This is a genomic window from Enterobacter sp. CPE_E1241 (assembly GCF_045618265.1).
In the GTDB taxonomy this organism is placed as follows: domain Bacteria; phylum Pseudomonadota; class Gammaproteobacteria; order Enterobacterales; family Enterobacteriaceae; genus Enterobacter; species Enterobacter adelaidei.
Genome location: NZ_JBIWYV010000001.1, coordinates 2,481,477 through 2,507,785, shown reverse-complemented (window position 1 = coordinate 2,507,785; position 26,309 = coordinate 2,481,477). Strand labels below are relative to the sequence as shown.

23 protein-coding genes are annotated in these 26,309 nt (G+C 55.6%); 6 read left to right on the top strand and 17 right to left on the bottom strand.

What is annotated here, in order from left to right; translation table 11 throughout:
* Window positions 1–8: 8 nt before the first annotated feature.
* On the top strand, window positions 9–1,892 hold the full coding sequence (locus ACJ9Y9_RS12140; protein ID WP_028018903.1) for a potassium transporter Kup: 1,884 nt from the start codon (window positions 9–11) through the stop codon (window positions 1,890–1,892).
* A gap of 39 nt (window positions 1,893–1,931) precedes the next feature.
* Here the strand turns inward: ACJ9Y9_RS12140 and ACJ9Y9_RS12135 are convergent, their stop codons facing one another.
* The 7 genes from ACJ9Y9_RS12135 to ACJ9Y9_RS12105 are packed head-to-tail and all read right to left on the bottom strand — an operon-like array spanning window position 1,932 to window position 8,383.
* Window positions 1,932–3,158, bottom strand: a complete 1,227-nt coding sequence (locus ACJ9Y9_RS12135) for a Zn-dependent hydrolase (RefSeq protein WP_028018904.1) — start codon at window positions 3,156–3,158, stop codon at window positions 1,932–1,934.
* On the bottom strand, window positions 3,155–3,637 hold the full coding sequence (locus ACJ9Y9_RS12130) for an L-2-amino-thiazoline-4-carboxylic acid hydrolase (protein WP_028018905.1): 483 nt from the start codon (window positions 3,635–3,637) through the stop codon (window positions 3,155–3,157). The genes ACJ9Y9_RS12135 and ACJ9Y9_RS12130 overlap by 4 nt, the downstream gene beginning before the upstream one ends.
* 18 nt (window positions 3,638–3,655) lie before the next feature.
* Complete coding sequence (locus ACJ9Y9_RS12125; protein WP_028018906.1) at window positions 3,656–4,813, bottom strand: branched-chain amino acid ABC transporter substrate-binding protein; 1,158 nt, start codon at window positions 4,811–4,813, stop codon at window positions 3,656–3,658.
* A gap of 28 nt (window positions 4,814–4,841) precedes the next feature.
* Window positions 4,842–5,561, bottom strand: coding sequence for an ABC transporter ATP-binding protein (locus tag ACJ9Y9_RS12120; RefSeq protein ID WP_028018907.1), 720 nt, complete (start codon window positions 5,559–5,561; stop codon window positions 4,842–4,844).
* The gene (locus ACJ9Y9_RS12115; protein WP_028018908.1) at window positions 5,554–6,321 is read right to left on the bottom strand and encodes an ABC transporter ATP-binding protein; all 768 of its coding nucleotides are present in this window, start codon (window positions 6,319–6,321) and stop codon (window positions 5,554–5,556) included. Before ACJ9Y9_RS12115 ends, ACJ9Y9_RS12120 begins: the two co-directional genes overlap by 8 nt.
* The gene (locus ACJ9Y9_RS12110) at window positions 6,318–7,424 is read right to left on the bottom strand and encodes a branched-chain amino acid ABC transporter permease (RefSeq protein WP_028018909.1); all 1,107 of its coding nucleotides are present in this window, start codon (window positions 7,422–7,424) and stop codon (window positions 6,318–6,320) included. The genes ACJ9Y9_RS12115 and ACJ9Y9_RS12110 overlap by 4 nt, the downstream gene beginning before the upstream one ends.
* 8 nt (window positions 7,425–7,432) lie before the next feature.
* Window positions 7,433–8,383, bottom strand: a complete 951-nt coding sequence (locus ACJ9Y9_RS12105) for a branched-chain amino acid ABC transporter permease (RefSeq protein ID WP_028018910.1) — start codon at window positions 8,381–8,383, stop codon at window positions 7,433–7,435.
* Window positions 8,384–8,553: 170 nt separating this feature from the next.
* Between ACJ9Y9_RS12105 and ACJ9Y9_RS12100 the strand changes: the two genes are divergently transcribed.
* Complete coding sequence (locus tag ACJ9Y9_RS12100; protein ID WP_028018911.1) at window positions 8,554–9,492, top strand: LysR substrate-binding domain-containing protein; 939 nt, start codon at window positions 8,554–8,556, stop codon at window positions 9,490–9,492.
* Here the strand turns inward: ACJ9Y9_RS12100 and ACJ9Y9_RS12095 are convergent.
* The 3 genes from ACJ9Y9_RS12095 to yddG form a co-directional block, all read right to left on the bottom strand.
* Window positions 9,487–9,927 (bottom strand): GFA family protein, encoded by a 441-nt coding sequence (locus ACJ9Y9_RS12095; protein WP_028018912.1) that lies wholly within the window; start codon window positions 9,925–9,927, stop codon window positions 9,487–9,489. The genes ACJ9Y9_RS12100 and ACJ9Y9_RS12095 overlap by 6 nt on opposite strands.
* A gap of 79 nt (window positions 9,928–10,006) precedes the next feature.
* Complete coding sequence (gene ompC, locus ACJ9Y9_RS12090) at window positions 10,007–11,089, bottom strand: porin OmpC (RefSeq protein ID WP_028018913.1); 1,083 nt, start codon at window positions 11,087–11,089, stop codon at window positions 10,007–10,009.
* 630 nt (window positions 11,090–11,719) lie between these two features.
* The gene (gene yddG, locus ACJ9Y9_RS12085; protein WP_028018914.1) at window positions 11,720–12,598 is read right to left on the bottom strand and encodes an aromatic amino acid DMT transporter YddG; all 879 of its coding nucleotides are present in this window, start codon (window positions 12,596–12,598) and stop codon (window positions 11,720–11,722) included.
* Between the two features lie 221 nt (window positions 12,599–12,819).
* Here yddG and fdnG point away from each other — a divergent pair, with 221 nt between their 5' ends.
* From fdnG to fdnI, 3 genes are read left to right on the top strand one after another with little or no spacing between them, the layout of a single operon-like run.
* On the top strand, window positions 12,820–15,867 hold the full coding sequence (gene fdnG / locus ACJ9Y9_RS12080) for a formate dehydrogenase-N subunit alpha (RefSeq protein WP_152546586.1): 3,048 nt from the start codon (window positions 12,820–12,822) through the stop codon (window positions 15,865–15,867).
* 11 nt (window positions 15,868–15,878) lie between these two features.
* Window positions 15,879–16,760 carry a formate dehydrogenase subunit beta gene (fdxH, locus tag ACJ9Y9_RS12075; RefSeq protein ID WP_028018917.1) on the top strand — a complete coding sequence of 294 codons (882 nt, stop codon included), beginning with the start codon at window positions 15,879–15,881 and terminating at the stop codon, window positions 16,758–16,760.
* A complete protein-coding gene (gene fdnI, locus ACJ9Y9_RS12070) occupies window positions 16,753–17,409 on the top strand; it encodes a formate dehydrogenase-N subunit gamma (protein ID WP_028018918.1) in 657 nt (218 codons plus the stop codon). The genes fdxH and fdnI overlap by 8 nt, the downstream gene beginning before the upstream one ends.
* Before the next feature lie 61 nt (window positions 17,410–17,470).
* Here the strand turns inward: fdnI and ppk2 are convergent, their stop codons facing one another.
* Window positions 17,471–18,289 (bottom strand): polyphosphate kinase 2, encoded by an 819-nt coding sequence (gene ppk2 / locus ACJ9Y9_RS12065; RefSeq protein WP_028018919.1) that lies wholly within the window; start codon window positions 18,287–18,289, stop codon window positions 17,471–17,473.
* A gap of 219 nt (window positions 18,290–18,508) precedes the next feature.
* Entirely contained in the window at window positions 18,509–18,961 is a 453-nt protein-coding gene (locus ACJ9Y9_RS12060) for a DUF3828 domain-containing protein (RefSeq protein WP_028018920.1), read from the bottom strand.
* Between the two features lie 677 nt (window positions 18,962–19,638).
* Here ACJ9Y9_RS12060 and araJ point away from each other — a divergent pair.
* Window positions 19,639–20,814: an MFS transporter AraJ gene (gene araJ, locus ACJ9Y9_RS12055; protein WP_028018922.1), complete on the top strand. Its 1,176-nt coding sequence runs from the start codon at window positions 19,639–19,641 to the stop codon at window positions 20,812–20,814.
* 5 nt (window positions 20,815–20,819) lie between these two features.
* Here the strand turns inward: araJ and ACJ9Y9_RS12050 are convergent, their stop codons facing one another.
* From ACJ9Y9_RS12050 to ACJ9Y9_RS12030, 5 genes are read right to left on the bottom strand one after another with little or no spacing between them, the layout of a single operon-like run.
* On the bottom strand, window positions 20,820–21,911 hold the full coding sequence (locus tag ACJ9Y9_RS12050) for an alkylhydroperoxidase domain protein (protein ID WP_028018923.1): 1,092 nt from the start codon (window positions 21,909–21,911) through the stop codon (window positions 20,820–20,822).
* Between the two features lie 10 nt (window positions 21,912–21,921).
* Entirely contained in the window at window positions 21,922–22,911 is a 990-nt protein-coding gene (locus tag ACJ9Y9_RS12045; RefSeq protein ID WP_028018924.1) for a putative FMN-dependent luciferase-like monooxygenase, read from the bottom strand.
* A complete protein-coding gene (locus tag ACJ9Y9_RS12040) occupies window positions 22,908–24,515 on the bottom strand; it encodes an ABC transporter ATP-binding protein (protein WP_028018925.1) in 1,608 nt (535 codons plus the stop codon). Before ACJ9Y9_RS12040 ends, ACJ9Y9_RS12045 begins: the two co-directional genes overlap by 4 nt.
* A complete protein-coding gene (locus ACJ9Y9_RS12035) occupies window positions 24,512–25,363 on the bottom strand; it encodes an ABC transporter permease (RefSeq protein ID WP_028018926.1) in 852 nt (283 codons plus the stop codon). The genes ACJ9Y9_RS12040 and ACJ9Y9_RS12035 overlap by 4 nt, the downstream gene beginning before the upstream one ends.
* Window positions 25,360–26,304, bottom strand: a complete 945-nt coding sequence (locus ACJ9Y9_RS12030; RefSeq protein WP_008501721.1) for an ABC transporter permease — start codon at window positions 26,302–26,304, stop codon at window positions 25,360–25,362. Before ACJ9Y9_RS12030 ends, ACJ9Y9_RS12035 begins: the two co-directional genes overlap by 4 nt.
* Window positions 26,305–26,309: the final 5 nt, after the last annotated feature.

Genomic DNA, 26,309 nt, shown 5'->3' with positions numbered 1-26,309 from the left:
TGGAAAATATGAGCCTGCTCCACCGCAGTGAATCGCGCCAACCGTTCTCCCGGTTAACCCTGCTTGCCGGTGGTGCGCTGGGTGTCGTTTTTGGTGATATTGGCACCAGTCCGCTCTATACCTTCAGGACCGTGTTGTCGCTCTCTGAGCATGATCCTACGCCCGCAGTGGTTCTGGGACTGCTCTCGCTGATTACCTGGACACTCATCCTGGTGACATCCATAAAATATGCTGCATTCGCCATGCGAATTGATAATCATGGCGAGGGCGGCATCATGGCATTGATGTCGCTTCTGGTGGAAAAAGGGAAAGGCGGGCGCTGGGTCATTTTTTCCGCACTTATCGGCGCTGCGTTGATTTACGGTGATGGCGCGATAACCCCGGCAATCTCCGTACTTTCCGCTCTGGAAGGGCTGGAAATTGTTTTTCCTGAATCGCAGCCGTATATATTGCCGCTCACGGTCATGGTTTTACTGGCACTTTTTCTGATCCAACCTTTTGGTACCGCTCGTATAGGAAAGATATTTGGTCCGATCATGGCGCTGTGGTTTTTTGCAATTGCAGCGTTGGGCGTATGGGGGATCATTCAGCACCCATCGGTATTGCTGGCGCTGAATCCTGCGTATGGCATCGCGTTTTTGTTTTCGAACGGGTACACCAGTTTTCTGGTCCTGGGGGGCGTTTTTCTCTGTGTGACTGGTGCTGAAGCGCTGTACGCCGATATGGGGCATTTCGGTAAAAAGCCCATCTGGCTTGCCTGGTACGGTGTCGTATTTCCCGCATTGCTGCTCAATTATGCGGGGCAATCCGCGCTGATCCTGGCCGGTGCCGACAGTAAACAAAACCTTTTCTTTATGCTGTGTCCGCCTGTGATGCAGTTTCCGCTCATTATTCTTGCCGCACTGGCGACGATAATCGCCAGTCAGGCGATAATTACGGGCGCTTTTTCCATGACGCGGCAGGCTATTCAGCTCGGCTGGTTACCTCGTTTACGGATTAAACAAACGGCGGCAGAAAGCTACGGTCAAATCTATATAGGCACAATCAATTGGCTGCTTATGGTGGTAACGATTGGGCTGGTGGTGTTCTTCAAATCTTCCGACAAGCTTGCTGCTGCATACGGTATTGCCGTGTCATTAACCATGCTGATGACGACGGGCCTGCTGTTTGTGGCAATGCGGGAAGTGTGGCACTGGAGCCGGGTCAGCAGCGCGGTTATTGCCCTCTGTTTCCTGGTGATTGATGCCACCTTCTTGTTTGCCAATCTGATTAAGGTCCTGGAAGGCGGCTATATTCCGCTGCTGATGGCCGCAGCGATTTGTACGGTGATGCTGATCTGGCACCGCGGCGTTAAGGCGGTATCCGCATCGGTGGGCGAGAAGGGCATCAGCGTGGATGCGTTCTTTAACCAGCTTCAGCAAAAGACGGTACCCAGAGTTGCAGGTTCCGCCGTTTTTTTGACCCGTACACAGAACAATATCCCCCCGGTCATGCGCTGGCATGTTGCGCGCAACAAGGTGCTACAGCGAGATGTGTTATCGCTGACCATTGACATCCTGAATGTGCCCTATGTTGGGGAAGAACAACGGATCAGGGTAGAGCAGCGCGCGCCAGGTTACTGGCACGGCGTGGCACAATACGGTTTTATGGAGCACCCGGATATCCCGCATTTGTTGCAGGGTGTCAGTGAAATCAACGTGCTGTTCGCGAATGATGATGCCACCTGGTATGTTGGACATGAAACTATCGTAGCCGGTGATGGAACAGCGGGTATGGCAGCATGGCAACGGCATATTTTTGCTTTCATGAAGCGCAACTGCACGCACGTCATCAACCACTATCACCTTCCCAGCGACAGGGTTGTCGAAATCAGCCGACGCGTTGCCGTGTAGACTCTGGCGAAAGCAGAGGTCCTCTGCTTTCGCACCATTCTATTTCTCAAGCGCCGCAGACAGGACACTATGCAATAACACATTCGCCCCTTTCTCCGACCATTCTGGCAGGATCCTTTCCGCTTCGTTATGGCTAATGCCTTTCACGCAGGGGATAAAGATCATGCTGGCGGGCGCAATTTTGCTGACATAGCAGGTGTCGTGACCCGCGCCGGAGACCATCGGTTTCGACGAATAGCCTAGTTTCGCCACGGCCTTCTCCGTACGAGCCAGGCATTCGGCATCAAACGCAATGGGCGCGTAGTCAAAAATACGTTCAACGAGAGCCGACACGCCGCGCAGGCTCAGGCTTTCAGCCACCTTATGCAGCGCCGCCTCCATGGTTTCCAGCGCCTGCTGCTCCGGGTGGCGAAACTCAACGCTGCATTCCACGCGAGACGGCACGACGTTGCGCGAGTTTGGCGTAACCTGCGCCATACCGATCGTCGCGCGTCCGTCTGGGGCATGCCGATAGCCAATCTCTTCCACCTTCAGCGCCAGCTCTGCGAAGGCGGTCAGCGCATCGCGGCGGCTGTGCATCGGCGTGGTGCCTGCGTGGGCGGCAAATCCGTCCAGCGTCAGGGTAAACCAGCGCTGGCCCATTGCCGCGCGGACTAAGCCGATATCGATGGCTTCATCTTCCAGGATCGGTCCCTGCTCGATGTGCAGTTCGTAGCAGGCGTGAACAGGAAACGCGCGGGCAGGGGTTTTACCCCGGTAGCCAATGCTATCCAGCGCTTCACCCACGGTGATGCCATCGTTATCCGCACGGGCATGCGCGTACGCTTCGCTAAATTGCCCCGTCCAGACCCCTGAAGAGAGCATGGCTGGCGCAAAGCGCGCACCTTCTTCGTTAGTCCAGTTCACCAGCACAACGTCACGTTCAGTCTCAACGTGATGATCGTTAAGGGTTCGCAGCAGCTCCAGCCCTGCCAGCACGCCGTAAACACCGTCGTAGTTACCGCCCTGCGGCTGGGTATCCACATGTGAACCCGTCATGACCGGGGCAAGCTGCGGGTTTTTCCCCGGGCGACGGATAAACATATTGCCCATGCTGTCGACGTCGCAGGTGAAACCCGCTTCCAGCGCCCAGCCGCGCAGCAGGTTTCGCGCAATACGATCTTCCTCGCTCAGTGCCAGACGGGTGACGCCACCGGCAGGCGTGCCGCCGATCTGCGCCATCATCTCAAGCGTTGACCACAGTCGTTCGGCGTTGACGCGGATCATGTCTTGTCCTTACTGCTGCGGTAGCGGAAATCACAGCATGAACCGCCCTGCATGATGGTGGTGGTGCGGGTCAGTTCCACATCCGGTGCATAGCCAACGATGAATTTTTCATCGCGCGCGCAGGAGAGCAGATGACCAATCTCGCCCAGCCCCATTTCGTGATACATCTCCGCGTAGCGGCAGCGGGTCACGTTGTAGTTGTACTGCTGGTCGTCGGCGTCAATCACCTTCACCTCAAGCGCGTTATCTTTCTCCCACAGATATTGCAGTGCGATAAAACTCTTTACGTCCGCGCCGTTGGGTTCTTTGCTGGCAAACGCTTTGCCTGCGTCAATCGCGGCCTGCTCAATGGCCTCACCAATGACCGCCTGGGCGCGGGTTTTCCCTATCTCGCGCACCAGGATTTCATAAATTGGCTTAATAATTTCTGCTTCAATTTTGCGGCGGGCGAGAATGCCCAGCTCGTTATTATTACTCATCACATTGCCCTCACTGCGTTACTTCGCTTTTGTGCCACCCAGCACGGTTTGCGGCTGCCATTTGCCATCGACGACCTTGTAAACGGTGAAAGACGGCGATTTCAGGTTACCTTCTTTATCAAACGCTATCTGGCCGGTGACGCCGGAGTAGCTGATGGCGCGCAGGGCGGGCAGATATTCGGACGGCTCAACGGAATCTGCTTTTTCCATCGCAGCAACCAGCACGCGGGTGGCGTCATAGGCGAACGGGGCGTGCAGTTCGATATGGGTGTGGTAGCGGGCCTGATAGGCCTGTTCGAATGCCTTTCCACCCGGCATCTGGTCAACGGGCAGACCCGGCTCCAGCGCGACCACGCCTTCGCCTTCTTTCTGCGCCAGCTGCAGGAACGTCTGGCTGACAAATCCGCCTGCGCCCATCAGCGTGGCGTTCATGCCCAGCTGTTTGATACGACGCGCCAGCGGTGCGGCCTGGCTGTCGACGCCGCCGAAGAAGATCAGATCGGCGTTTTTACTCCGGATGGCGGTCAGTACGGCGCTGAAGTCCACCGTTTTGTCATCAACGTACTGACGATCGACAACCTTCACGCCCTGTGCTTCCAGCGATTTAATGAACTGGTCCGCCAGCCCCTGACCAAACGCGGTACGGTCGTCAATCACCGCAATGCGTTTCGCTTTCAGGGTATTTACCGCGTACTGTCCGGCCAACTGGCCGCCGTCATCGTCGTGGCCCATCACGCGGAAGCTGGTATCGAAACCCTGTTTGGTATAGGCGTGACCGGTCGCTACGGGCGCAACCTGAGCGATACCGGCATCGTGATACACACGCGCAGCCGGAATACTGGTACCGGTGTTCCAGTGACCGACAACGCCCGCCACGCCGCTATCCACCAGACGTTGCGCCACGGCCACGGCGGTGCGCGGGTCAGACTGATCGTCTTCGGACTGCAGTTTGAATGTCACCGCTTTGCCGCCGATGGTCGGGTGCTGCTTGTTGATGTCATCAATCGCCAGCTGTGCGCCATTCTCCAGATCTTTACCGATACGGGCCGATGGGCCAGTGAGCGGGCCCGCCAGACCGATAACCACGGTTTCACTGTCGGCGGCCCATGCGCCCGTTGAGGCAAAACCACCGAGCAGAATAGCGGCGCTGAGCGCGCTGATTTTTACTGTTTTCATTGTATTTCCCTGATGCTGGTTAGTGTTGTTAAGCGGGCATTTCGCCCAAATAAATCTGTGCAATCTGGTCGTCATTGAGCAGCGCTTTCGATTCGCCGTGATGAACAATGCTGCCACTGTCCATCACCCACGCGCTGTCGGTGACTTCCAGCGCCAGGCGGGCGTTTTGTTCGATGAGCAGCAGGGCAACGCCGCGCTCGCGCAGGCCGGCTATGACGGCAAAAATGTTTTCTACCATCTTCGGTGCAAGTCCCATTGAGGGTTCGTCGAGGATCAACAGGCGCGGGCGACTGAGCAGGGCGCGGTTAAGGGCCAGCAGCTGTTGCTCTCCGCCGGACAGCAGCCCGGCAAGCTGATGCTGGCGCTCGCCCAGACGCGGGAAGCGCTCGAAAATCTCGTTCATCTCGCGCTTAACGGTGACAGTGTCACGCCTGAGCCAGGCGCCCATCTGCAGGTTTTCCAGCACCGTCATTCGGGAGAAGATTCCCCGGCCTTCCGGGACCATCACCAGTCCGTCACGGAGCAGGGTTTCGGGCTTGTGCTTACGCACCGCTTTACCGTTGAATTCAATATGGCCGCTAAAGTTTTCCAGCCCGGTAATGGCGCGCACGGTGGAGCTTTTACCCGCACCGTTAGCGCCGATCAGCGTGGCCTGCTCGCCCTCGTGCAGGGTAAAAGAGACATCGCGTACGGCCTGAATACCGCCGTAATGCACGTCCACGCGTTCCACTTTCAGTAATTCAGACATGGGCGTTGCCTCCAAGCCAGGCGGCGATCACTGCCGGGTCGCGACGAACGCTCTCCGGCGTGCCGCTGGCGAGCGTTTTGCCGTAATCCAGCACCGTCAGGCGATCGCAGATGCCCATCACGAGCTTGACGTCATGTTCAATCATCAGCAGGGTTTTACCGTCATCACGTAGGCGGATGAGTAACTCGCCAAGCGCTACTTTTTCAGCTGCATTCATCCCGGCGGCGGGTTCGTCCAGTGCCAGCAGCAGAGGGTCGGTTGCTAGCGCTCGGGCGATTTCAAGTCGACGCTGATGGCCGTAGGCCAGATCGCAGGCTCGGTAGTGGGCGAACTTCGCAATGCCGGTGTATTCCAGCCAGTGCCAGGCCAGCTCACGGGTTTGCATTTCTTCTGCGCGGGCGCGTTTGTGGCGGCTCAGCGCGGCCCAAAGACCGTTACGGGTGCGCACGTGTCGACCCACCATTACGTTTTCCAGCACCGACATGTCGTTAAAGAGGCGCACGTTCTGGAAGGTACGCGCAATCCCGGCGGCGGTGACCTTTTCAATGTGTCTGGGGAAATAGGGCTTATCGGCGATTGAAAATTCACCGCTGTCCGCCGGATAAAGCCCGGTGATCAGGTTAAAGCAGGTGGTTTTTCCCGCCCCGTTAGGACCTATCAGCCCGTAGATTTCACCCTTGTTCACGGCGATCGAAACGTCATCCACGGCGGTAAGCCCACCGAAACGTTTGGACATGTTGCGTACGGTTAACAGACTCATGTATTCACCTCCTTGTGGCGTACCGGCCAGATCCCGGCAGGACGAACCAGCATGACCAGCACCAGCGCCAGGCCGTAGAACAGCTGACGCAACACTTCGGGGTCAATCAGCACCGTACCGAACAGCGCCTGCTGAACCGGGGCTGCCTGACTGCGCAGCAGTTCCGGCAGGGCGGTAAGCAGTATCGCGCCGAGGATCACGCCCGGAATATGCCCCATACCGCCCAGCACCACCATCGCCAGCACGGCAATGGATTCCTGTAACGTGAAGGATTCCGGGGAGACAAAGCCCTGAAACGCGCCGAACAAGGCACCCGCCACGCCGCCAAATGAGGCACCCATCGCAAAGGCCAGTAGCTTATAGTTACGGACGTTGATGCCCATCGCGCGGGCCACATCCTCATCTTCACGAATGGCATGCCAGGCGCGACCAATACGCGAGTGTTGCAGGCGCAGGCAAACAAAAATAATGGCCACAATCACCAGCATCAGCAGGTAGTACCACAGCAATAGGGCAGGCACTTTAAAACCGAACCAGTGATACACACCGCTGAATTTCAGGCCGAAAAGATTCAGGGTATCGACGCCAGTAATACCTTTCGCACCGTTCGTGATATTCACCGGACGGTCAAGGTTACGCATCAGGATGCGGATGATCTCCCCAAACCCCAGCGTCACGATCGCCAGATAATCCCCACGAAGCTTTAACGTTGGCGCACCGAGCACGATGCCGCACACCGCTGCAACCAGTGCCGCTATGGGAATAATCAACAGATAAGACGTGTGCAGCCCGTCCGGGAACCAGACCGTGAGGATCGGGAACACTTCAAGCAGGTGCGGTGAAGCCAGCAGGGCGGCCAGATAGGCCCCCACTGAGTAAAAGGCGATAAAGCCCATGTCCAGCAGGCCGGTGTAGCCGACCACAATGTTCAGCCCCAGCGCCAGCATGATGTAGAGCAGGGCGAAGTCGATGACGCGCACCCAGTAATTTCCGCCGAGCTGGCTGGCAACCACTGGCGCAATCAGCAGCGCGAGGCAGAACAAACTCATACCGGACCAGAATTTGCGCGTAGCGGTCGGCGTTTGTAGTTGTACGGTTGTCATAGTATCCCTTACGCTCGGTTTGCCACACGCTCACCCAGCAGACCTGCCGGACGGAAGACCAGTACCAGAATCAGCACGATGAAGGCAAAGACATCCTGGTAATTGCTGCCGAACACTCCGTGGGTCAGTTCACCCAGGTAGCCAGCGCCCAGTGCCTCAATAATGCCAAGTAGGATCCCGCCAATCATTGCGCCGCGAATATTGCCGATACCGCCCAGCACGGCGGCTGTAAATGCTTTAATTCCCGGCAGGAAGCCCATTGAGAAGCTGGCGTTACCGTAGTTGCTCGCCATCATGACGCCTGCCAGCGCGGCAAAGATGCCGCCAATGGCGAACGTCAGGGTAATAATGGCATTGGGGTTAACCCCCATCAGCGTGGCCACGCGCGGGTTTTCCGCCACGGCGCGCATGCCGCGCCCCAGGCGGGTGTATTCCACCAGCAGCCATAGCCCTGTCATCACTGTAAGCGCCAGCACCACGGTAACAATGCCGGTGACGGTCACAATGGCAGGGGGATGCAGTTCACTTCCTGACGTCACGGCGATCGGTTCCATGGGCAGGATCTGAGGGAACATCAGAGGGTTGCGCGTCCAGACGATCATCGCCACGGTTTGCAGCAGCACCGAGACGCCAATCCCGGAGATCAGCGGTGCCAGACGCGGCGCGTTACGCAGGCGTCGGTAGGCAAAGCGCTCCACGGCCATCGCCAGCAGGGCACAGACGGACATGGCGATCAGCAAGGCAAAACCGAGCTGAATCAGAAGCGGCAGGTGCGGGAAAGAATTGTTGAGGATGTTCATGGCAGAAAGTGTGGTTAATGCACCCACCATCAGAATATCGCCATGGGCAAAGTTAATAATGCGCAAAATGCCATACACCATGGTATAGCCCAGCGCGATCAACGCGTAGATGCTTCCCAGCATCACACCGTTGATCAGTTGTTGTATGAATGTATCCAACGTAGGTTCCTGCAAAGTGCTCTTTCTGCGGCTACCATCCAACAAATGAAATAAATTGTAAAATACACATATATTATTTCTTATGATAAACAGATATTGTTTTATCTTTATGATTTATATGAAAATATAAAAATTCCGTTTTCGGATATAAAGCCTAAAGAAATCAACATATGAATAAAACAGAACAGTCACCTGGCCTACCCATTTATGGAGAAAGTCGACTGGCCAATGATCCGCCGCTACGGGCTGTACGTGCTTTTGAAGCTATCGCCCGATTGGGCAGTGTTACGCTGGCGGCACAGGAGCTGGATATTTCACCGTCTGCTGTCAGTCACCAGCTCAAGGTGCTCGAAGGGTTCCTGCAAATGCCGCTGACGGAACGCCAGGGGCGCAGGCTGGTGCTGAGCCAGCACGGACGTGAATATTACCGCTCCATCCGTGCGGCTTTTAACGTGTTGCGCCAGGCAACGGAGCATCTGGCTGAACAGGCGCAAACGCGTCAGGTCACCATCAGCCTGATCCCGCTTTTTGGCATGGGGTGGTTTATCCCGCGTCTGCCTGCTTTTATGCGTGCCAATCCGCAAACCGAGATCAACGTAGTGTATGCCAATCATCGTAACTATCTGAGCGATGCGTCGGATATGTCGATTCGCTTCGGCAACGGGCAGTGGGCGGGATATCAGAGTGAAAAATTGATCTCCGGTCAGATGGTGCCTGTATGCAGCCGTGCATTTTTGCGCATTCATGGCCATATCGACACGCCAGAGCAACTGCTGCAAATGCCGTTGCTGCACGATGAGGAGCGCACCACATGGTCACAGTGGTTCCTGTTACAGGGAGTGAAACGCCCTCTGCGGCGCAGTGGCCCCCTGTTTGAGGACGGACTTTTGACGCTGGCGGGAGTACAGGCCGGGCTGGGCTGCGCGTTGATGCGTGAGCCGCTGATCGCGCCTTATCTTGAGAGTGGCGAGCTGGTGAAGATATTTGACTTACCCATTGATGACGGGCGCGACTATCACCTCTGCGTGCGTTCGGATTCAGAGATGACCGAGGACGGTAAGCTACTGCAAAACTGGCTTCGTCGGGCCGCGGGGGAGAATCTCCTATGAGGTAAGCAAACAGTGCTTATCCATGGCTTCAATTTCTGAACCGCTGTAGCGCGCATATTGTCCGGTCAGACCAAAGAATGCGGGCTGGGTTTCGGTATAGATTTCAGCGGCGAGCACCAGACGACGTCGTTCATCCTCGCTCATCTCAAGTAATGTCCATGGGATGAAATAGCGTGCTGTTGAGGTCAGCTTGAACCACAGAGGACAACCACACCCCGGACAGAACCAGCGTTCTCCTCGCGCAGAGGACGAGAAGTGAGAAGGGGCAATCGAGTCTTGCTCCACAAGCGGTTTACCCGCGGCTTCCAGATACATGGCAATTCCACCTGACCACTTCTGACATTGCGTGCAGTGGCAGGCATAGACGTCGAAATTGTTGAGGGAAACGCTGAATTGGCTCATCCCGCATAGACAGCGTCCTTTGAATATGTGCATGGCGTGCTCCTTTATTACGCCAGTCAAACGGTATAAAAAAAGCCAGCCACGAAGGCTGGCCTTTTTATACTGACAAATCTTAGAACTGGTAAGTCAGACCCAGAGCAACGATGTTGTCGGTAGCAATAGCTGCATCTTTGGTGAACTTGTTGTCGTCCAGCAGGTTGATTTTGTAATCAACGTAGGTAGACATGTTCTTGTTGAAGTAGTAAGTCGCGCCAACATCAACGTATTCAACCAGATCCTGGTCGCCATAAGTACCGATGTCTTTACCTTTGGATTTCAGGTAAGCAACGGATGGACGCAGACCGAAATCGAACTGGTACTGAGCAACAACTTCAAAGTTCTGAGCTTTGTTCGCGATATAACCTTTACCGAAGTTGGTCATATTGCGGGTTTCAGAGTAGGTGCTTGCCAGGTAGATGTTGTTTGCATCGTATTTCAGGCCAGCAGCCCAAACTTCTGCGTTGTCACCGCCAGCGTTCATGGTATTAGCCACTTCACCAGCACGAACCTGATTGTTGGTACGGTCAGATTTCGCATAGGTTGCACCCACGCCGAAACCGTCCATTTCATAGGTAGAAGACAAGCCCCAACCGTCACCGTTCGCTTCGGTGATGTCGCGCTTGTTGTTTTTACCCTGGTACTGAGCGGCAAAGTTCAGACCGTCAACCAGACCGAAGAAGTCGGTGTTACGGTAGGTTGCAACGCCAGTGGCACGCTGAGTCATGAAGCCATCAGTCTGCGTCCAGGTATCACCACCGAACTCTGGCAGAACGTCAGTCCATGCGCCGATGTCGTAAGCAACACCGTAGTTACGACCGTAGTCGAAAGAACCGAATTCGTTGAATTTCAGACCAGCGAAAGCCAGACGCGTTTTGTTGCCTTTGTCGCCGTTGCTTTCATCGTTGTTGCCTTTGAATTCATATTCCCACTGACCGTAACCGGACATCTGGTCGTTGATCTGAGTTTCACCTTTGAAGCCCAGACGTACGTAGGTTTTGTCGCCGTCGTTGCTGGTGTCATCAGAGAAATAGTGCAGACCTGTTACTTTACCGTAAAGATCCAGCTTGTTACCGTCTTTGTTATAAATTTCAGCAGCGTTAACAACGCCTGCTGCCAACATGGAAGTCACTGCCACTGCAACTAATTTAAGTTTCATCTTAAATATTCCTTATAATTTTCTTAAGTATTTCCTGAGCCACTTCGAACGATTTCTAAACGAGGCTGTTCGTCAATGGCATGCTATTTTTAAAAATGTTGTAGTTGCCTTTCAATAATAAGTTTCAAATTATTGCTAATAATTTCCTTTAGTGTGATCGAGATCGGATAAATGGTCGCTAAACAGAATGAAATGAAGAGTGTTTAACCGGGTTTTGTATATTTTCTTATCAGATCTATTATCCGCAATATAGTTTTTTAATGGTTTAATTTAGTTATGTTACTATCAATTTTATCGGTGCATTTTGTAGAATTAAGCTTAACTGTTTACCGTAAATCATTGTGTTAGGTTATTGAATGCACGTAATTACCGTGTTTTTTGCTGAAATACACAGAAACACACTATTGCACTTTGTGCTATTAAGGTTGTTAATATTCGCAGGAGAGTAATTGCGCTACGGTGTCAGTTTATGTCAAGAAGAGAGGAGGGGGGAATGCGAAACAACGATAATATAAACAGAATTTAAACACATTCTCTAATGAGCTTATGAATATATTGACGTGCGATCACATATTAAATTTATGTTAATTTTCTGCCGGGTTACATGCCTCCCGGCAGAGCGACGGACCCTTATTTTCGTGTCGCGAACCAGCAAAGCAGCGACCCGGCGCAGACCATCAGCGCACCTTGCCAGAACGAGAAAGAGAGTGGAGAGCTCAGCAGGGCGGCAGCCAGAGCGGCAGAAAGTACAGGGGTAAAATAGGATACGGCGGCAAGTACCGTGACGTTGCCATGGAGAATACCGATATTCCATGAGGCATAGCCAAAACCCAGAGCAACACCGCACATTAATAGCTTCACGACAACCGGGACACTGAATACCATTTCTGGCTGCTCGCTAAGGGCATATTTCACCCAAAGACTCAACGCAGTCAGCAAAACAAAAAGGGTAATACCGTTTTGCCCTTTGGCAAATTTGCTGGTTACGGTGCAGTAGGCCGCCCAGATAAATGCCCCGGCAAACGCCAGCGCGTAGCTCAGCGGGCTGGAAACGATATTGCGGGTGATCTCCTCAAGATGTAATCCCTGTTCACCGCCTAATACCCAGCAGACGCCCAGCAATGAGATGGCTAAGCCGGGTATCACCCACAGAGTTGATTTTTGCCCGTTGAACAAAATGGCAAATACAATCGTCAGGCTCGGCCACAGATAATTGACCATGCCGACCTCAATGGCCTGCGATCGCGTTGCGGCATAGCCCAACGAGAGTGCCAGGCAAATTTCATAGCTGACAAACAGCACGCTGCCTGCAATAAGATAGCGTGGCGAGAATTTGCGGATATCAGGAAATCCCACCGTCACCAGACACAATAATCCACTGACGGTGTAGATCATTGCCGCACCGCCTACTGGCCCTAACCCCTCGCTCACGCTGCGAATGAGCCCAACCATCGTGCTCCATAACAGTATTGCCGCCAGCCCAATAAGCGTTGCTTTTTTTCTGTCCATTACTTCGCCATTGCAATAAAAATCAAAGGAAAAATGTATCGCATTCATCCTGACGCTGTCGCCAATTATTCTCTTAAACCGTTAATCAAAAAGGGGTATTTAAATGTACCGGTGGTGACTATTAAGGGGGTGAAGACAGATGACCTTGATTTGACGCAAAAAAATCAGGGGAGTTACTGCTAGTTTGCGGCGCGAAGTCTTATTCGAAAAAGAGGACAACAATGGACGTCAGCCGCAGACAATTTTTTAAAATCTGCGCGGGCGGTATGGCCGGAACAACGGCAGCCATGCTGGGGTTTGCTCCCAAAATGGCGCTGGCTCAGGCACGCAACCATAAGCTGCTGCGCGCAAAAGAGATCCGTAACACCTGCACATACTGCTCCGTAGGTTGTGGGCTTTTAATGTATAGCCTGGGCGATGGCGCGAAGAACGCCAGAGAAGCGATTTACCATATTGAAGGGGACCCGGATCATCCGGTGAGCCGCGGGGCGCTTTGCCCGAAAGGGGCGGGGCTGCTGGACTATGTTCACAGCGAAAACCGCCTGCGCTACCCGGAATACCGCGCGCCGGGTTCCGACAAGTGGCAGCGTATCTCCTGGGATGAGGCCTTCTCCCGTATTGCCAAATTAATGAAAGCCGACCGCGACGCCAACTTTATTGAAAAGAACGCCCAGGGCGTAACGGTTAACCGCTGGCTTTCCACCGGGATGCTGTGCGCGTCTGCGGCGAGTAATGAAACCGGCATGCTGACGCAAAAATTTGTGCGCTCTCTCGGCATGCTGGCGGTAGACAACCAGGCGCGCGTCTGACACGGACCAACGGTAGCAAGTCTTGCTCCAACATTTGGTCGCGGTGCGATGACCAACCACTGGGTTGATATCAAAAACGCTAACGTCGTGGTGGTGATGGGCGGTAACGCCGCGGAAGCTCATCCGGTGGGGTTCCGCTGGGCGATGGAAGCGAAAAATAACAACGATGCGACGCTTATCGTCGTCGATCCGCGCTTTACGCGTACGGCATCGGTGGCCGATATCTATGCGCCGATCCGCTCCGGGACGGACATTACGTTCCTGTCCGGCGTGCTGCTGTACCTGATCGAAAACAACAAAATTAACGCGGAATACGTTAAGCACTACACCAACGCGAACCTGCTGGTGCGGGATGATTTTGCCTTCGATGACGGGTTGTTTAGCGGCTATGACGCCGAAAAACGCCAGTACGATAAAACGTCCTGGAACTATCAGTTCGATGAAAACGGCTATGCGCTGCGGGATGAAACGCTGACGCACCCGCGCTGCGTGTGGAACCTGCTGAAGCAGCACGTCTCCCGCTATACGCCGGATGTGGTGGAGAACATCTGCGGCACGCCGAAAGCGGACTTCCTGAAGGTGTGTGAAGTGCTGGCCTCCACCAGCGCCGCCGACAGAACCACGACGTTCCTGTACGCGCTGGGCTGGACGCAGCATACCGTTGGTGCGCAAAACATCCGTACCATGGCGATGATCCAGCTGCTGCTCGGCAATATGGGGATGGCCGGTGGTGGTGTTAACGCCCTGCGTGGTCACTCCAATATTCAGGGCTTAACGGATCTTGGTTTACTGTCGACCAGCCTGCCGGGCTACCTGACGCTGCCGTCTGAAAAGCAGGCGGATCTGCAAACGTATCTTGAGGCCAATACGCCAAAAGCGACGCTGCCGGATCAGGTGAACTACTGGAGCAACTATCCGAAGTTCTACGTCAGCCTGATGAAATCCTTCTACGGCGACGCGGCGCAAAAAGAGAACGACTGGGGCTTCGATTGGCTACCAAAATGGGATCAGGCGTACGACGTCATCAAGTATTTCAACATGATGGATAAAGGCAACGTCACGGGTTACATCTGCCAGGGCTTCAACCCGGTGGCCTCGTTCCCGGATAAAAACAAGGTTGTGCGCAGCCTGAGCAAGCTCAAGTACATGGTGGTTATCGACCCGCTGGTCACTGAGACCTCTAACTTCTGGCAGAACCACGGCGAGATGAACGATGTCGATACCGTATCCATTCAGACCGAAGTGTTCCGCCTGCCGTCCACCTGCTTTGCGGAAGAAGACGGGTCTATTGCTAACTCTGGCCGCTGGCTGCAGTGGCACTGGAAAGGCCAGGACGCTCCGGGCGAAGCGCGTAACGACGGCGAGATCCTGGCCGGGATTTACCATCGCCTGCGCGAAATGTACCGCACCGAAGGCGGCAAAGGCGCTGAGCCGCTGCTGATGATGAGCTGGAACTACAAGCAGCCTGACCATCCTGAGTCAGAGGAAGTCGCCAAAGAGAACAATGGCGTTGCGCTGGCGGATCTCTATGACGCTAAGGGCAACCTGGTGGCGAAGAAAGGCCAACTGCTGAACAGCTTCGCGCTGCTGCGCGACGACGGCACGACGGCGTCTTCCTGCTGGATCTACGCCGGCAGCTGGACGGAGCAGGGTAACCAAATGTCCAACCGCGATAACGCCGACCCGTCCGGGCTGGGCAATACGTTGGGCTGGGCGTGGGCGTGGCCGCTCAATCGTCGTGTGCTTTACAACCGTGCCTCGGCGGATATCGACGGTAAACCGTGGGATCCGAAACGGATGCTGATTCAGTGGAACGGGACAAAATGGACGGGGAACGATATCCCGGACTACAACACCGCCGCGCCGGGCAGCAACACCGGGCCGTTTATCATGCAGCCGGAAGGACTGGGACGCCTGTTTGCCCTCAACAAGCTGGCGGAAGGGCCGTTCCCGGAACACTACGAGCCGATGGAAACGCCGCTCGGCACCAACCCGCTGCATCCAAACGTGGTCTCCAGCCCGGTGGTGCGTATCTATGAGGACGATGTGCTGCGTTTAGGTAAGAAGGATAAGTTCCCGTATGTGGGGACCACCTATCGCCTGACCGAGCACTTCCACACCTGGACCAAGCATGCACGGCTTAATGCCATCGCCCAGCCGGAACAGTTTGTGGAGATAAGCGAAACCCTGGCAAAAGCGAAGGGCATTACCAACGGCGACCGCGTGAAGGTGAGCAGCAAGCGCGGCTTTATTCGCGCAGTGGCGGTGGTGACCCGACGTCTTCAAAGTCTGAACGTGCACGGGCAGCAGGTGGAAACCGTCGGTATCCCGCTGCACTGGGGCTTTGAGGGCGTGGCGCAGAAAGGCTACATCGCCAATACCCTGACGCCAAACGTTGGCGATTCCAACTCGCAAACGCCGGAGTACAAGGCTTTTCTGGTTAACATCGAGAAAGCGTAAGGAGCGATTACATGGCGATGGAAACACAAGACGTTATCAAACGCTCCGCGACTAACCCGATAACTCCCGCGCCCCGCGCGCGGGACTACAAGGCAGAGGTCGCCAAGCTTATCGATGTCTCCTCCTGCGTGGGCTGCAAGGCCTGCCAGGTGGCGTGCTCGGAGTGGAACGATATCCGCGACAACATTGGGCACTGCGTAGGGGTTTACGATAACCCGGCGGATCTGAGCGCCAAATCCTGGACAGTAATGCGCTTTAGCGAAACCGAGCAGAACGGCAGGCTGGAGTGGCTGATCCGCAAAGATGGCTGCATGCACTGTGAAGATCCGGGCTGCCTGAAGGCGTGCCCGTCTGCCGGCGCGATTATTCAGTACGCCAACGGGATCGTCGACTTCCAGCAGGATAACTGCATCGGCTGCGGGTACTGCATTGCGGGTTGTCCGTTTAATATCCCGCGCCTCAATAAAGAGGATAACCGGGTATACAAATGCACCTTGTGCGTGGACCGCGTCAGCGTCGGGCAGGAGCCAGCCTGTGTGAAGACCTGCCCGACCGGCGCTATCCACTTCGGCACCAAAAAAGAGATGCTGGACGTGGCGCAGGCGCGGGTAGACAAGCTGAAAGCACGCGGTTACGACAAGGCCGGTATTTATAATCCGCAGGGTGTGGGCGGCACGCACGTGATGTATGTGCTGCACCATAACGACCAGCCGGAGCTGTACCACCACTTACCGAAGGATCCGGCGATCGATACGTCCATCAATCTGTGGAAAGGGGCGCTTAAACCGCTCTCAGCGGCGGGCTTTATCGCCACCTTTGCCGGGCTGATTTATCACTACATTGGGATTGGGCCAAACAAAGAGGTAGACGACGAGGAGGATCATCATGAGTAAGTCGAAAATGATCGTGCGCACGAAGTTTGTCGACCGCGCCTGTCACTGGACGGTGGTGATCTGCTTCTTCCTGGTGGCGGTGTCGGGGATTTCGTTCTTCTTCCCGACGCTGCAGTGGCTGACCGAAACCTTCGGTACTCCGCAAATGGGGCGTATTCTGCACCCGTTTTTCGGCGTGCTGATTTTCGTGGTGCTGATGTTTATGTTCGTGCGCTTTGTCCATCACAACATCCCGGACAAGCAGGATATCCCATGGGTGAAAGGGATCGTCGAAGTCCTGAAGGGTAACGAGCATAAAGTCGCGAAAGTGGGCAAATACAATGCAGGGCAGAAGATGATGTTCTGGACCATCATGAGCATGATTTTTGTGCTGCTGGTGACCGGCGTGATTATCTGGCGTCCGTATTTTGCACACTTCTTTCCGATTCAGGTGGTGCGCTATGCGCTACTGATCCACGCGACGTCAGCAATCATTCTGATCCACGCCATCCTGATCCATATGTATATGGCATTCTGGGTAAAAGGGTCGATTAAAGGGATGATTGAAGGGAAGGTGAGCCGCCGCTGGGCGCAAAAACATCACCCGCGCTGGTACCGTGATGTGGAACGACTGGAAGCGAAACAGGAAAGTACGGAAGGGATGAAGTAAGACCTGCGCCGTCGGCTTTGCCCGGCGGCGCTGCACTTGCGCGGGCCTATCCCTTGCTATATCAAAACCGCTCTTCAACATACCGGAACGGGTATTTGGTGGGTTTCACTTTGCCTATTTTACGCTTCGGTAAATCCACCTTGTCGACATGAATTTCTTTATACGGGATTTGCGTAAGCAGGTGCGAAATAATATTCAGGCGCACGCGTTTTTTATCTTCTGAACGCGCCACAAACCACGGCGCCCAGGCGGTATCGGTGGCTTCAAACATTGCGTCGCGCGCAAGGGTATACTCGTCCCACAAGTTAAAGGATTTAATATCCATCGGTGACAGCTTCCAGATTTTACGACCATCGTTAATGCGGTCACGCAGACGGCGCTCCTGCTCTTTCGGCGTCACCTCCAGCCAGTACTTCAGCAGGATGATCCCTGCATCCACCATCGCTTTTTCCATAACCGGCGCACCATCAAGGAACTTCTCAACTTGCTCAGGGGTGCAAAATCCCATTACCCGCTCGACACCCGCGCGGTTATACCAGCTTCGGTCAAATATGACGATCTCCCCGGCGGCAGGCAAATGGGGAACATAACGTTGAAAATAGAGCTGGGTTTTCTCTTTTTCAGTTGGCGCGGGGAGGGCAACCACGCGGAACACGCGTGGACTGACGCGCTCGGTGATCGCTTTAATGGTACCGCCTTTGCCGGCGCCGTCGCGTCCTTCAAAAACAATACACACTTTGAGTCCTTTGGCGACAACCCATTGCTGGAGCTTAACCAGTTCAACGTGCAGGCGACGAAGCTCTTGCTCATACTCTTTGGTTTTTAGCGGTGCATTTTTTACGACATCAACAGTGGCACTGGTTTTCTTTTTGCTTACCATGATTGTCATCCTCAGGTTATCCGGCGCGGGAAAAAAGCGAGGCCGCACATAGAAGTGTAATCCACCTGATATTATACGTAATGTTTTTAGGTAACTAATTTCACAACATTTTTATGAGCGGACACTTAGCATTGTGGCATGCGTATTTTTACTTTTCGGTGATCCGACAGGGTATTAACAAAGATGCATTGCATCAGTTCTCCTGTCAGATCGTCTTTTTTACTCGCTGATCAAATTGTTTGGAATATCAACACCGGCTACGGATTGAATTTTCCACACACCTTCTTCTTTAACCATACAGTCAATTACGGTATGTTCCTGCTTCTTACCGAAAGAGATATAAACCTGCATGCATGCAGCATCGTAATCCAGTGCACGGGTACTAACGGCGCCCCAGTCATTTTCATAACCCTGAGCCTTAATGAACATATCAACATCAGGTACGTCATACTCATTCGGATCAAGTTTTTCCATTGCTTTCAATTTGCTGATGGTCTCGCGGGTGACATAGCGACTTAAAGTCCTGTAATCTGTGAGGGGGTCTTTGCCGCTCATAATTTGCGATATGTACCACCTGTTAAACTGAAGTGCTGTGGTTGCTTCGGGGGGTAATTTCTGCGCTGCCAGTGAAAGTGAGGGTAGAAGGAGGTAGGCCAGAAGTATTTTTTTCATATCAGTTATGCCGGTAAATTGCATATGTCGGTTTAATTTCCCTGTATTCCGGCCCCGGATACATTGTTCTCTGCACGAAATCGGAATACCAAACACCGTTACCACCATAAATGCATGCGTGTCCGGCTGTATGGTGGGCCGTGGACTGAATTACTGCCACATCGCCTTCGAGCGGATCACCGTAAACCTGATGAAAGCCAGCCAGTATCAAATTACTTTTCATATCTTTTGCATAAGGCGTGTTAAGAAGATTAGCACCGCCTGCGCGTATGGCATTAGATACGAACTCAGCGCATCTTTTCTTACTATGCTGTCCAGCGTGCAGTCTGGCGTAAGCGACGGCTTTATGAGCATTCCACATGATGTAATCACTTATCGATTGAATGAGCAATAAGTGAAACACTACGCCAATAAGCTGTTGAGTTATGTAAGGAATAATGACGTGTTATTAACCACTATCTAAATGATATATAGAAATCAATCAAACAATAATTCAACCTGATGTTGGCGACTTTTATTCCGTTTTTTATGTAATTATTTGAAACAGCGAACATTAAGAATGTTGGATTAAATACCTGAATTAATGGATTAACGTGTCAGCCAGCTCATTTGAACTGGCTCACCATACAAGATTATTCAATAATGCCCGTCGCGAGTGATTAACCAGTGGTTGAGGTATGAAAAAGACAATTTTTTCGTTGGCGCTGAGCACCTTTGGTCTGGGAATGGCTGAATTTGGCATTATGGGAGTGTTAACCGAGCTGGCCCATGACACCGGGATTTCAATTCCCTCTGCCGGGAATATGATCTCGTTTTATGCCTTCGGGGTGGTGATTGGCGCGCCGATTATGGCGCTGTTTTCGGGCAAGTTCTCCTTAAAAACCACGCTGCTGTTTCTGGTGGCGATGTCCGCCGTCGGAAACGCCCTGTTTACCTTTTCAACGTCATATTTCTGGCTGGCGACGGGACGCTTAATATCCGGTTTTCCGCACGGCGCGATTTTCGGCGTCGGGGCAATTATCCTTTCTAAAATTGCGCCACCGGGGAAAGTGACGGTCGCGGTGGCCGGGATGATCGCCGGTATGACCGTAGCCAACCTGGTGGGCGTTCCACTGGGCACCTGGCTGGGGCATGAATTCAACTGGCGCTATACCTTTTTCCTGATTGCCGTGTTCGATGCGCTGGTGATCCTCTCGGTTCTGCTCTGGGTACCGGATATCCACGACACATCAGAAATCAAATTGACCGAGCAGTTCCACTTCCTTAAAAAACCAGAACCCTGGCTGATTTTTGCTGCCACCATGTTTGGCAACGCCGGGGTTTTTGCCTGGTTCAGTTTCGTTAAACCATTTATGGTCAACGTCTCTGGCTTCACCGAAGGGGTGATGACAGCCATCATGATGCTGATGGGACTTGGTATGGTGTTGGGCAATCTGTTGAGCGGCAAACTCTCGGGGCGCTTTAGCCCGCTGCGCATTGCGGCCACCACCGACATGGTGATTGTGACTTCTCTGCTGCTGCTTTTTGCCTTTGGTGAACTGAAAACGGCCTCGTTGGTCATGGGGTTTATCTGCTGTGCCGGGCTGTTCGCGCTCTCTGCGCCGCTGCAAATTCTGCTCCTGCAGAATGCTAAGGGCGGTGAGATGCTGGGTGCCGCAGGCGGTCAGATGGCATTTAATCTCGGCAGTGCGGTTGGCGCATTTTTCGGCGGCATGATGATTACGCTTGGCTTTAGCTGGAGTTATGTCACGCTGCCTGCCGCACTCCTTTCGTTTTCGGCCATGAGTTCGCTGCTGATCTACGGCCATCTGCGGGCCAGACAGGCTCAGGCTAACGCTCGCGCGCTAGCCTGATGGAGTCATGCTAGCCAGGGCTCTCCCAGCGTCAGCATCAGGCGGTTGGCCCAGGCGAAGAACGCGGCGGACTGCACCAGATCAAGCTGCGCCAGGGTATCCAGCCCCTCTTTTTCCAGCGCGGCAAGGTGCAGCGGCGTGGCGGCAGGCGGCGTAACCGACAGCGCCGCTGCAAAATTGATCTCCGCCTGCCAGCGCGCAGACTGCCCGTCGCTCAGGGATTGCCCCGGACGCACCGCCAGAAGCGCCTCTACCGCAGCGTCATCCTTTGACAGCTGGCTGGCTTTACGCGCATGGACAGATGCGCAGTAAATGCAGCCGTTGATTTTACTGGCGACCGTTGCGGCCAGCTCGCGCTCGGCGCGCGGTAATCCCCCCGATGTATAAAAAATTCCTTTATCGGTCAACGTGCGCTGTTCAAGCACCGGCAGGTTGCGCGCCAGCAGGCGGAAATAGTCGGAATCGGTGTGGCCAAACTTCGCCAGGATCGCAACCTCGTCATCACGAAAATCCGCCAGCGGTTTGGCGGCGATCCACGGTTCCCATCCCAGCTCCTGCTGGGTGAACGCGACGGGTGCCGCCTTTCCGGTGACCGTGGTGGCGGTCGTGTGCCAGACGCCTGCCGCCACCGGCGCATCGCTTGTGGCGACAGGCCTGTCGTTCAGCAGCCGCAGCCCGGTGATGAGTCGGCTCTGGAAGCTCACAAACGCGACGAGCTGCGCCAGGGTAACAATGCCTTCCTTGCTCCATCCCGCCTGGGTCAGCGCCTTTAACGCTGCAGGCGTCGCTTCGACGGGTGAGAACGTCAGCAGACGCGCGAAGTTCAGCGCCGGGGTCAGCCGTTCCGTGGTCGGATCGGCCAGGCCAAACCCCGCGTAGTGCGCGGCCAGCGCCTCTGCGTTGTGCCATCTGGCAACTTTTGCTGCCACAGTGAAGCGTGCATCGAGTGGGAAATTGGTGTCCTGCTGGCTGAAGAGAATTTCGTAGCTGCCCTGCGCGTGTCGTGTGGCGGCATCACGCGTGGCGCGCGCCTCTGCCAGAGGGGAACCGGGTTTAATTTCCGCCAGCTCGGCGAGAATGTCCTGACTTAATGACATAGGTGTCTCCTCAAAGGATGTGGGGGGCAATATGTTCGGCGATCAGTTCGATGGAGCGCAGCGTGTCGCGATGCGAAGGCTCGACCGAATGGACTTGGAATGAGATATCCGTGGCGCGCCGGAGAACGGAATCGGCCTGCAGCGAACGCAGCACCGTCTCAGGCGAACCGATATGGGCATCGAACTGACGACGATAATCAGTGACGTTGTCACCTTTAACCGTGTATCCGGCAGCGCGATGCTGCTGGGCTTGTTTCGCGAGACCCGGCGTTGCGACTCTGAGCGCATAGTCATCGCTGTCAGCGACGAAGGCTGTACGGGAGGCCAGAATACGCGGGGCGATGCCTGCTGGCAGCGCATCGAGGTAGGCATCCACAATCGGGTTCTGGATCGCGTCGAGCGTTAAATCCAGCCGATCTGCCGGGCGCGGCTGCGTGCGGGAGAGCATTAAACCGTGTCCGGCCTGCGCGGCGCGAACGGCACCGTCAACTGAGAAGGTGGCTATCCAGATACGGTCGGCCAGCTGTGGCGCTGGCGGGTACAGGTGGTTATCCGGATGGGTGAGCGAATCCCCGCGCCAGGCGCTCTGGATCACATGTAGATGGTCAGCAAAGGCCGCGCCGCGCTGTTCGAACGTCAGTCCGAACGGCAGGAAAGAGGTCGGCGTGCCGCCCGAACCAAAACCGACTTCGAGACGTCCATCGGCGAGTAAATCCAGCACCGCGGCATCTTCTGCGACGCGCAGCGGGTTTTCCATTGGTAGCGTAATGATGGCCGTGCCGAGTCGAATGGTTTCGGTATGCGCCGCAACGTGTGCCAGAAACAGCAGCGGCGACGGCAGGCCGCCTTCACTTTCATGGAAGTGGTGCTGAGCAATCCAGGCGCTGTCAAAACCGTGGCGTTCGGCGTGGCGGATCTGTTCAGTTGCCAGACGATAGCGCTCCTTCGGCGTAGCGTCGTCAAGCAGGCGGGTGAAAAATCCCAGGCGTTTTCGCGTCATGCGAACTCCTCTGTAGCGGGTGAAAAATGGGGAATGGCGGCAATCAGCTCGCGGGTATAGTCGTTCTGTGGCGACGTGAATAAGGTTCCGACGTCGCCCTGTTCGACCACCTGACCGCTGCGCAGCACCGTGACGCTGTGGGCGATTCGGCGAACCGTGGACAGATCGTGCGTAATAAAGAGATAGGTCAACCCCAGTTGCTGCTGCAGCTGCTGAAGCAGTGCCAGGATCTGCGCCTGCACGGTGACGTCCAGCGCGGAGGTGGCTTCGTCCAGCACCAGAATGGTCGGCTCCAGGATCAGCGCCCGGGCGATAGCCACGCGCTGGCGCTGCCCGCCTGAAAGCTCTCGGGCAGTGCGGCTCAGAATATCGACGGGCAGGGCAACCCGCTGCGCCACGGTCTCCACCCGGACCTTTCGCTCCGCCTTACTGAGGCGAGAAAAGTTCTTCAGGGGCTCTTCGATGATCTCAAACAGCGTCTGACGCGGGTCGAGAGAGGCAAACGGGTTCTGGTAGACAAACTGGATCTTCTGGCGCAGCTGGCGACGGGCCTCGCGGCTAAGCGTGGTGGCATCAATATCATCAATAATGACCTGTCCGCTGTCTGCCTGTTCGAAACCCAGCAAAATACGGGCGAGGGTGGTTTTTCCGGAGCCGGACTCACCCACCAGCGCATGTGTGCTGCCGCGCCTGACGTCAAACGTTACCCGATCCAGCGCCTGAAGCTGATGGCCTTTGCCCAGGGAGAATTGTTTGCTGATGGCGCGGGCGCGAATGGCCGGTGACGCGAGCGGCAGACCTGCCACCGGGGCAATGGTCAGGCGCTGGCCCTGGAGATCGCTTAACAGCTGGCGGGTGTAGGCGTGCTGCGGCGTGCGCACGATATCGGCGGTGTTTCCCTGCTCCTGAACCTCGCCATCGCGAAAAACCAGCAGCCTGTCCGCGCGCTCAGCGGCCAGCGCGAGATCGTGGGTGACAAACAGAACGGCGGTACCCGATTCCCGGCGCAGGATATCCAGCAGGTCAAGAATGCGTTTTTGCACCGTCACGTCCAGCGCGCTGGTAGGCTCATCGGCAATGATGACGTCCGGGCGCAGCGCTATGGCGATGGCAATCAGCACACGCTGTTTCATCCCGCCGGAGAGCTGATGCGGATACTGGGTCATGCGCTGTTCGGGGTGGCTCAGGCCGACCTTTGTCAGCAGGGCGAGCACCTGCTCGTCGCGCAGAGCGCGAGTCACTTTCTGGTGTAGCTGAATAATCTCTCCAACCTGCGCACCGATGGTCTTCACCGGGTTGAGCGAATTACCCGGGTCCTGCGGAACCAGGCTAACTCGCGCGCCGCGAAGGGTATCGAGACGCTTAGCGGACCACTGGCTTATCTCCTCGCCGTTGAGAATGATTTTTCCCGCATCGCGCCGGGCGTTATCGGCCAGCAGACCGATGATCGCCTGCGCCGTGGTCGTTTTGCCGGAGCCGGACTCGCCGACAAAGGCCAGCATTTCTCCTCGCCCGAGCGTGAAGCTGACGTTATGCACCACCTCGCGCCACTGGCGCGCGGTACGGTAGCTGATGGTCAGGTTTTCTACCGAGAGTACGGTCATTTCAGGCCTCCGCTGAACTGTTGACTGATACGGTTGGTGGCCAGCACCACGGCGATGACGACCACGCCGGGGAAGGTGGTGAGCCACCAGGCGGTAGAGAGATAGTTACGGCCTTCTGCAATCAATAAGCCCCACTCCGGCACCGGCGGCGGGGTGCCGTAACCGAGGAAGCTCAGCGTGGAGAGCGCCAGGATGGCCTGACCAAACTGCAGCGTGGCAAAGGCGATGACGGCAGTTAAGGCATTGGGCAGGATGTGTCGCCACAGCACGGCGAAAAACGTCCCGCCGCTGCCAAACGCCGCTTCGACATAATCCGTGTGGCGGATGCGCACGACTTCACCGCGCGCGAGGCGGGCGAAGCTGGCTATTGAAGCCACGCCTACGGCAATCGCGGCGTTAACGGTGCCAAACCCGAGCAGAATAATCACCGTCAGCGAGAGCAGCAGAGATGGGATGGACAGCAGCACGTCGACGAAGCGCATCAGCAGAGACTCGACGCGTCCGGCGAACGCCCCGGCAACCACCCCTAAGCCGGTGCCTGCCAGCAGACCCATCGTCACGGCGGCCAGCGCCGCGCTCAGGGAGTGGGACGCACCATAAACAATACGGGTATAAACATCGCGACCAAGCTGATCGGTGCCGAGCCAGTGGCCCGCCTGCGGCGCCAGGCGCTGTGCACCGGCGATGCCCTCAATCGGGCTGTAGTGGGTTAACAGGCCGGGCGCCACGGCGGCAAAAAGCGCAATGATAATTACTGCCCATGCCAGCCACAGTCCTGGTTGCCACGCGACGCCCTGCCAGGCGGGAACGCGTTTTCGCGCGGCGGCAGCGTAATCGACCAGGCTCATGATGCACCTCCGGTAACGGTTTGCAGACGGGGATCCAGCAGCGGCATCAGCAGGTCCACCAGCAGATTGATCAGGACAAAACCGAGGGCGGAAATCATCACCACCGCCTGAAGTACGGCAATATCCTGGTTATTCACCGCCTGCTGGGTCAGTTGCCCGAGACCGCTGCGGCCAAAAACGGTTTCCGTGATCAGCGCCCCGGCAATCAGCTCGCCGAGCAGCAGCCCGGCAATATTTAGCACTGGCAGCAGGGCGTTGCCGGTCACGTGACGCCACAGGACAGCGGTTTCACTCAGCCCTTTGGCACGGGCGACGGCGACAAACGGCTGCGTCGCCACCTGGTCCAGACTGCGCATCAGAATTTGTGCCAGCGGGGCGGAGATTGGGATCGCGACGGTTACGATTGGCAGGATCAGCCCCTGCAGCGGCGTCGGGTTAATCACCGGGATCAGCCGGAGCTGGAAAGAAAAGAGCTGGATAAGGGCAATCCCCAGCCAGAACGTCGGTAAAGAGATAAACAGGACTGGCAGAGACTGGAGGGTATTACTCAGCCAGCGCAGACCCGGCAGGCGCGACGCAAAGGCCAGCGCAAATGCCAGCAGGACCGCGAGTAAAAAGGCAGGCAGGGCGAGGCTCAGGGTATCCGGCAGATTGCTGGCAATCAGCTCGCTGACCGGCACCCCTGCCTGTAGCGAATAGCCAAAATCCCCGTGCAGCATCGCCAGCAGCGTATGACCGTATTGCTGCCACAGCGGGCTGTCCGCGCCGTAGGCCACGCGCATCTCCTCGATTTGCGCCGGGCTTAAGCCCAGGTCCGGGTTCTGAAATTTAATCAGCACCGCGTCGCCCGGCAGCACCTGGAGCAACACGAACGAGAGGGTAAAGGCGGCCCACAGTACCAGCAGCCCGTGCCCAAAGCGTTGAAGAAGTGCGTGGCGCATCGTCG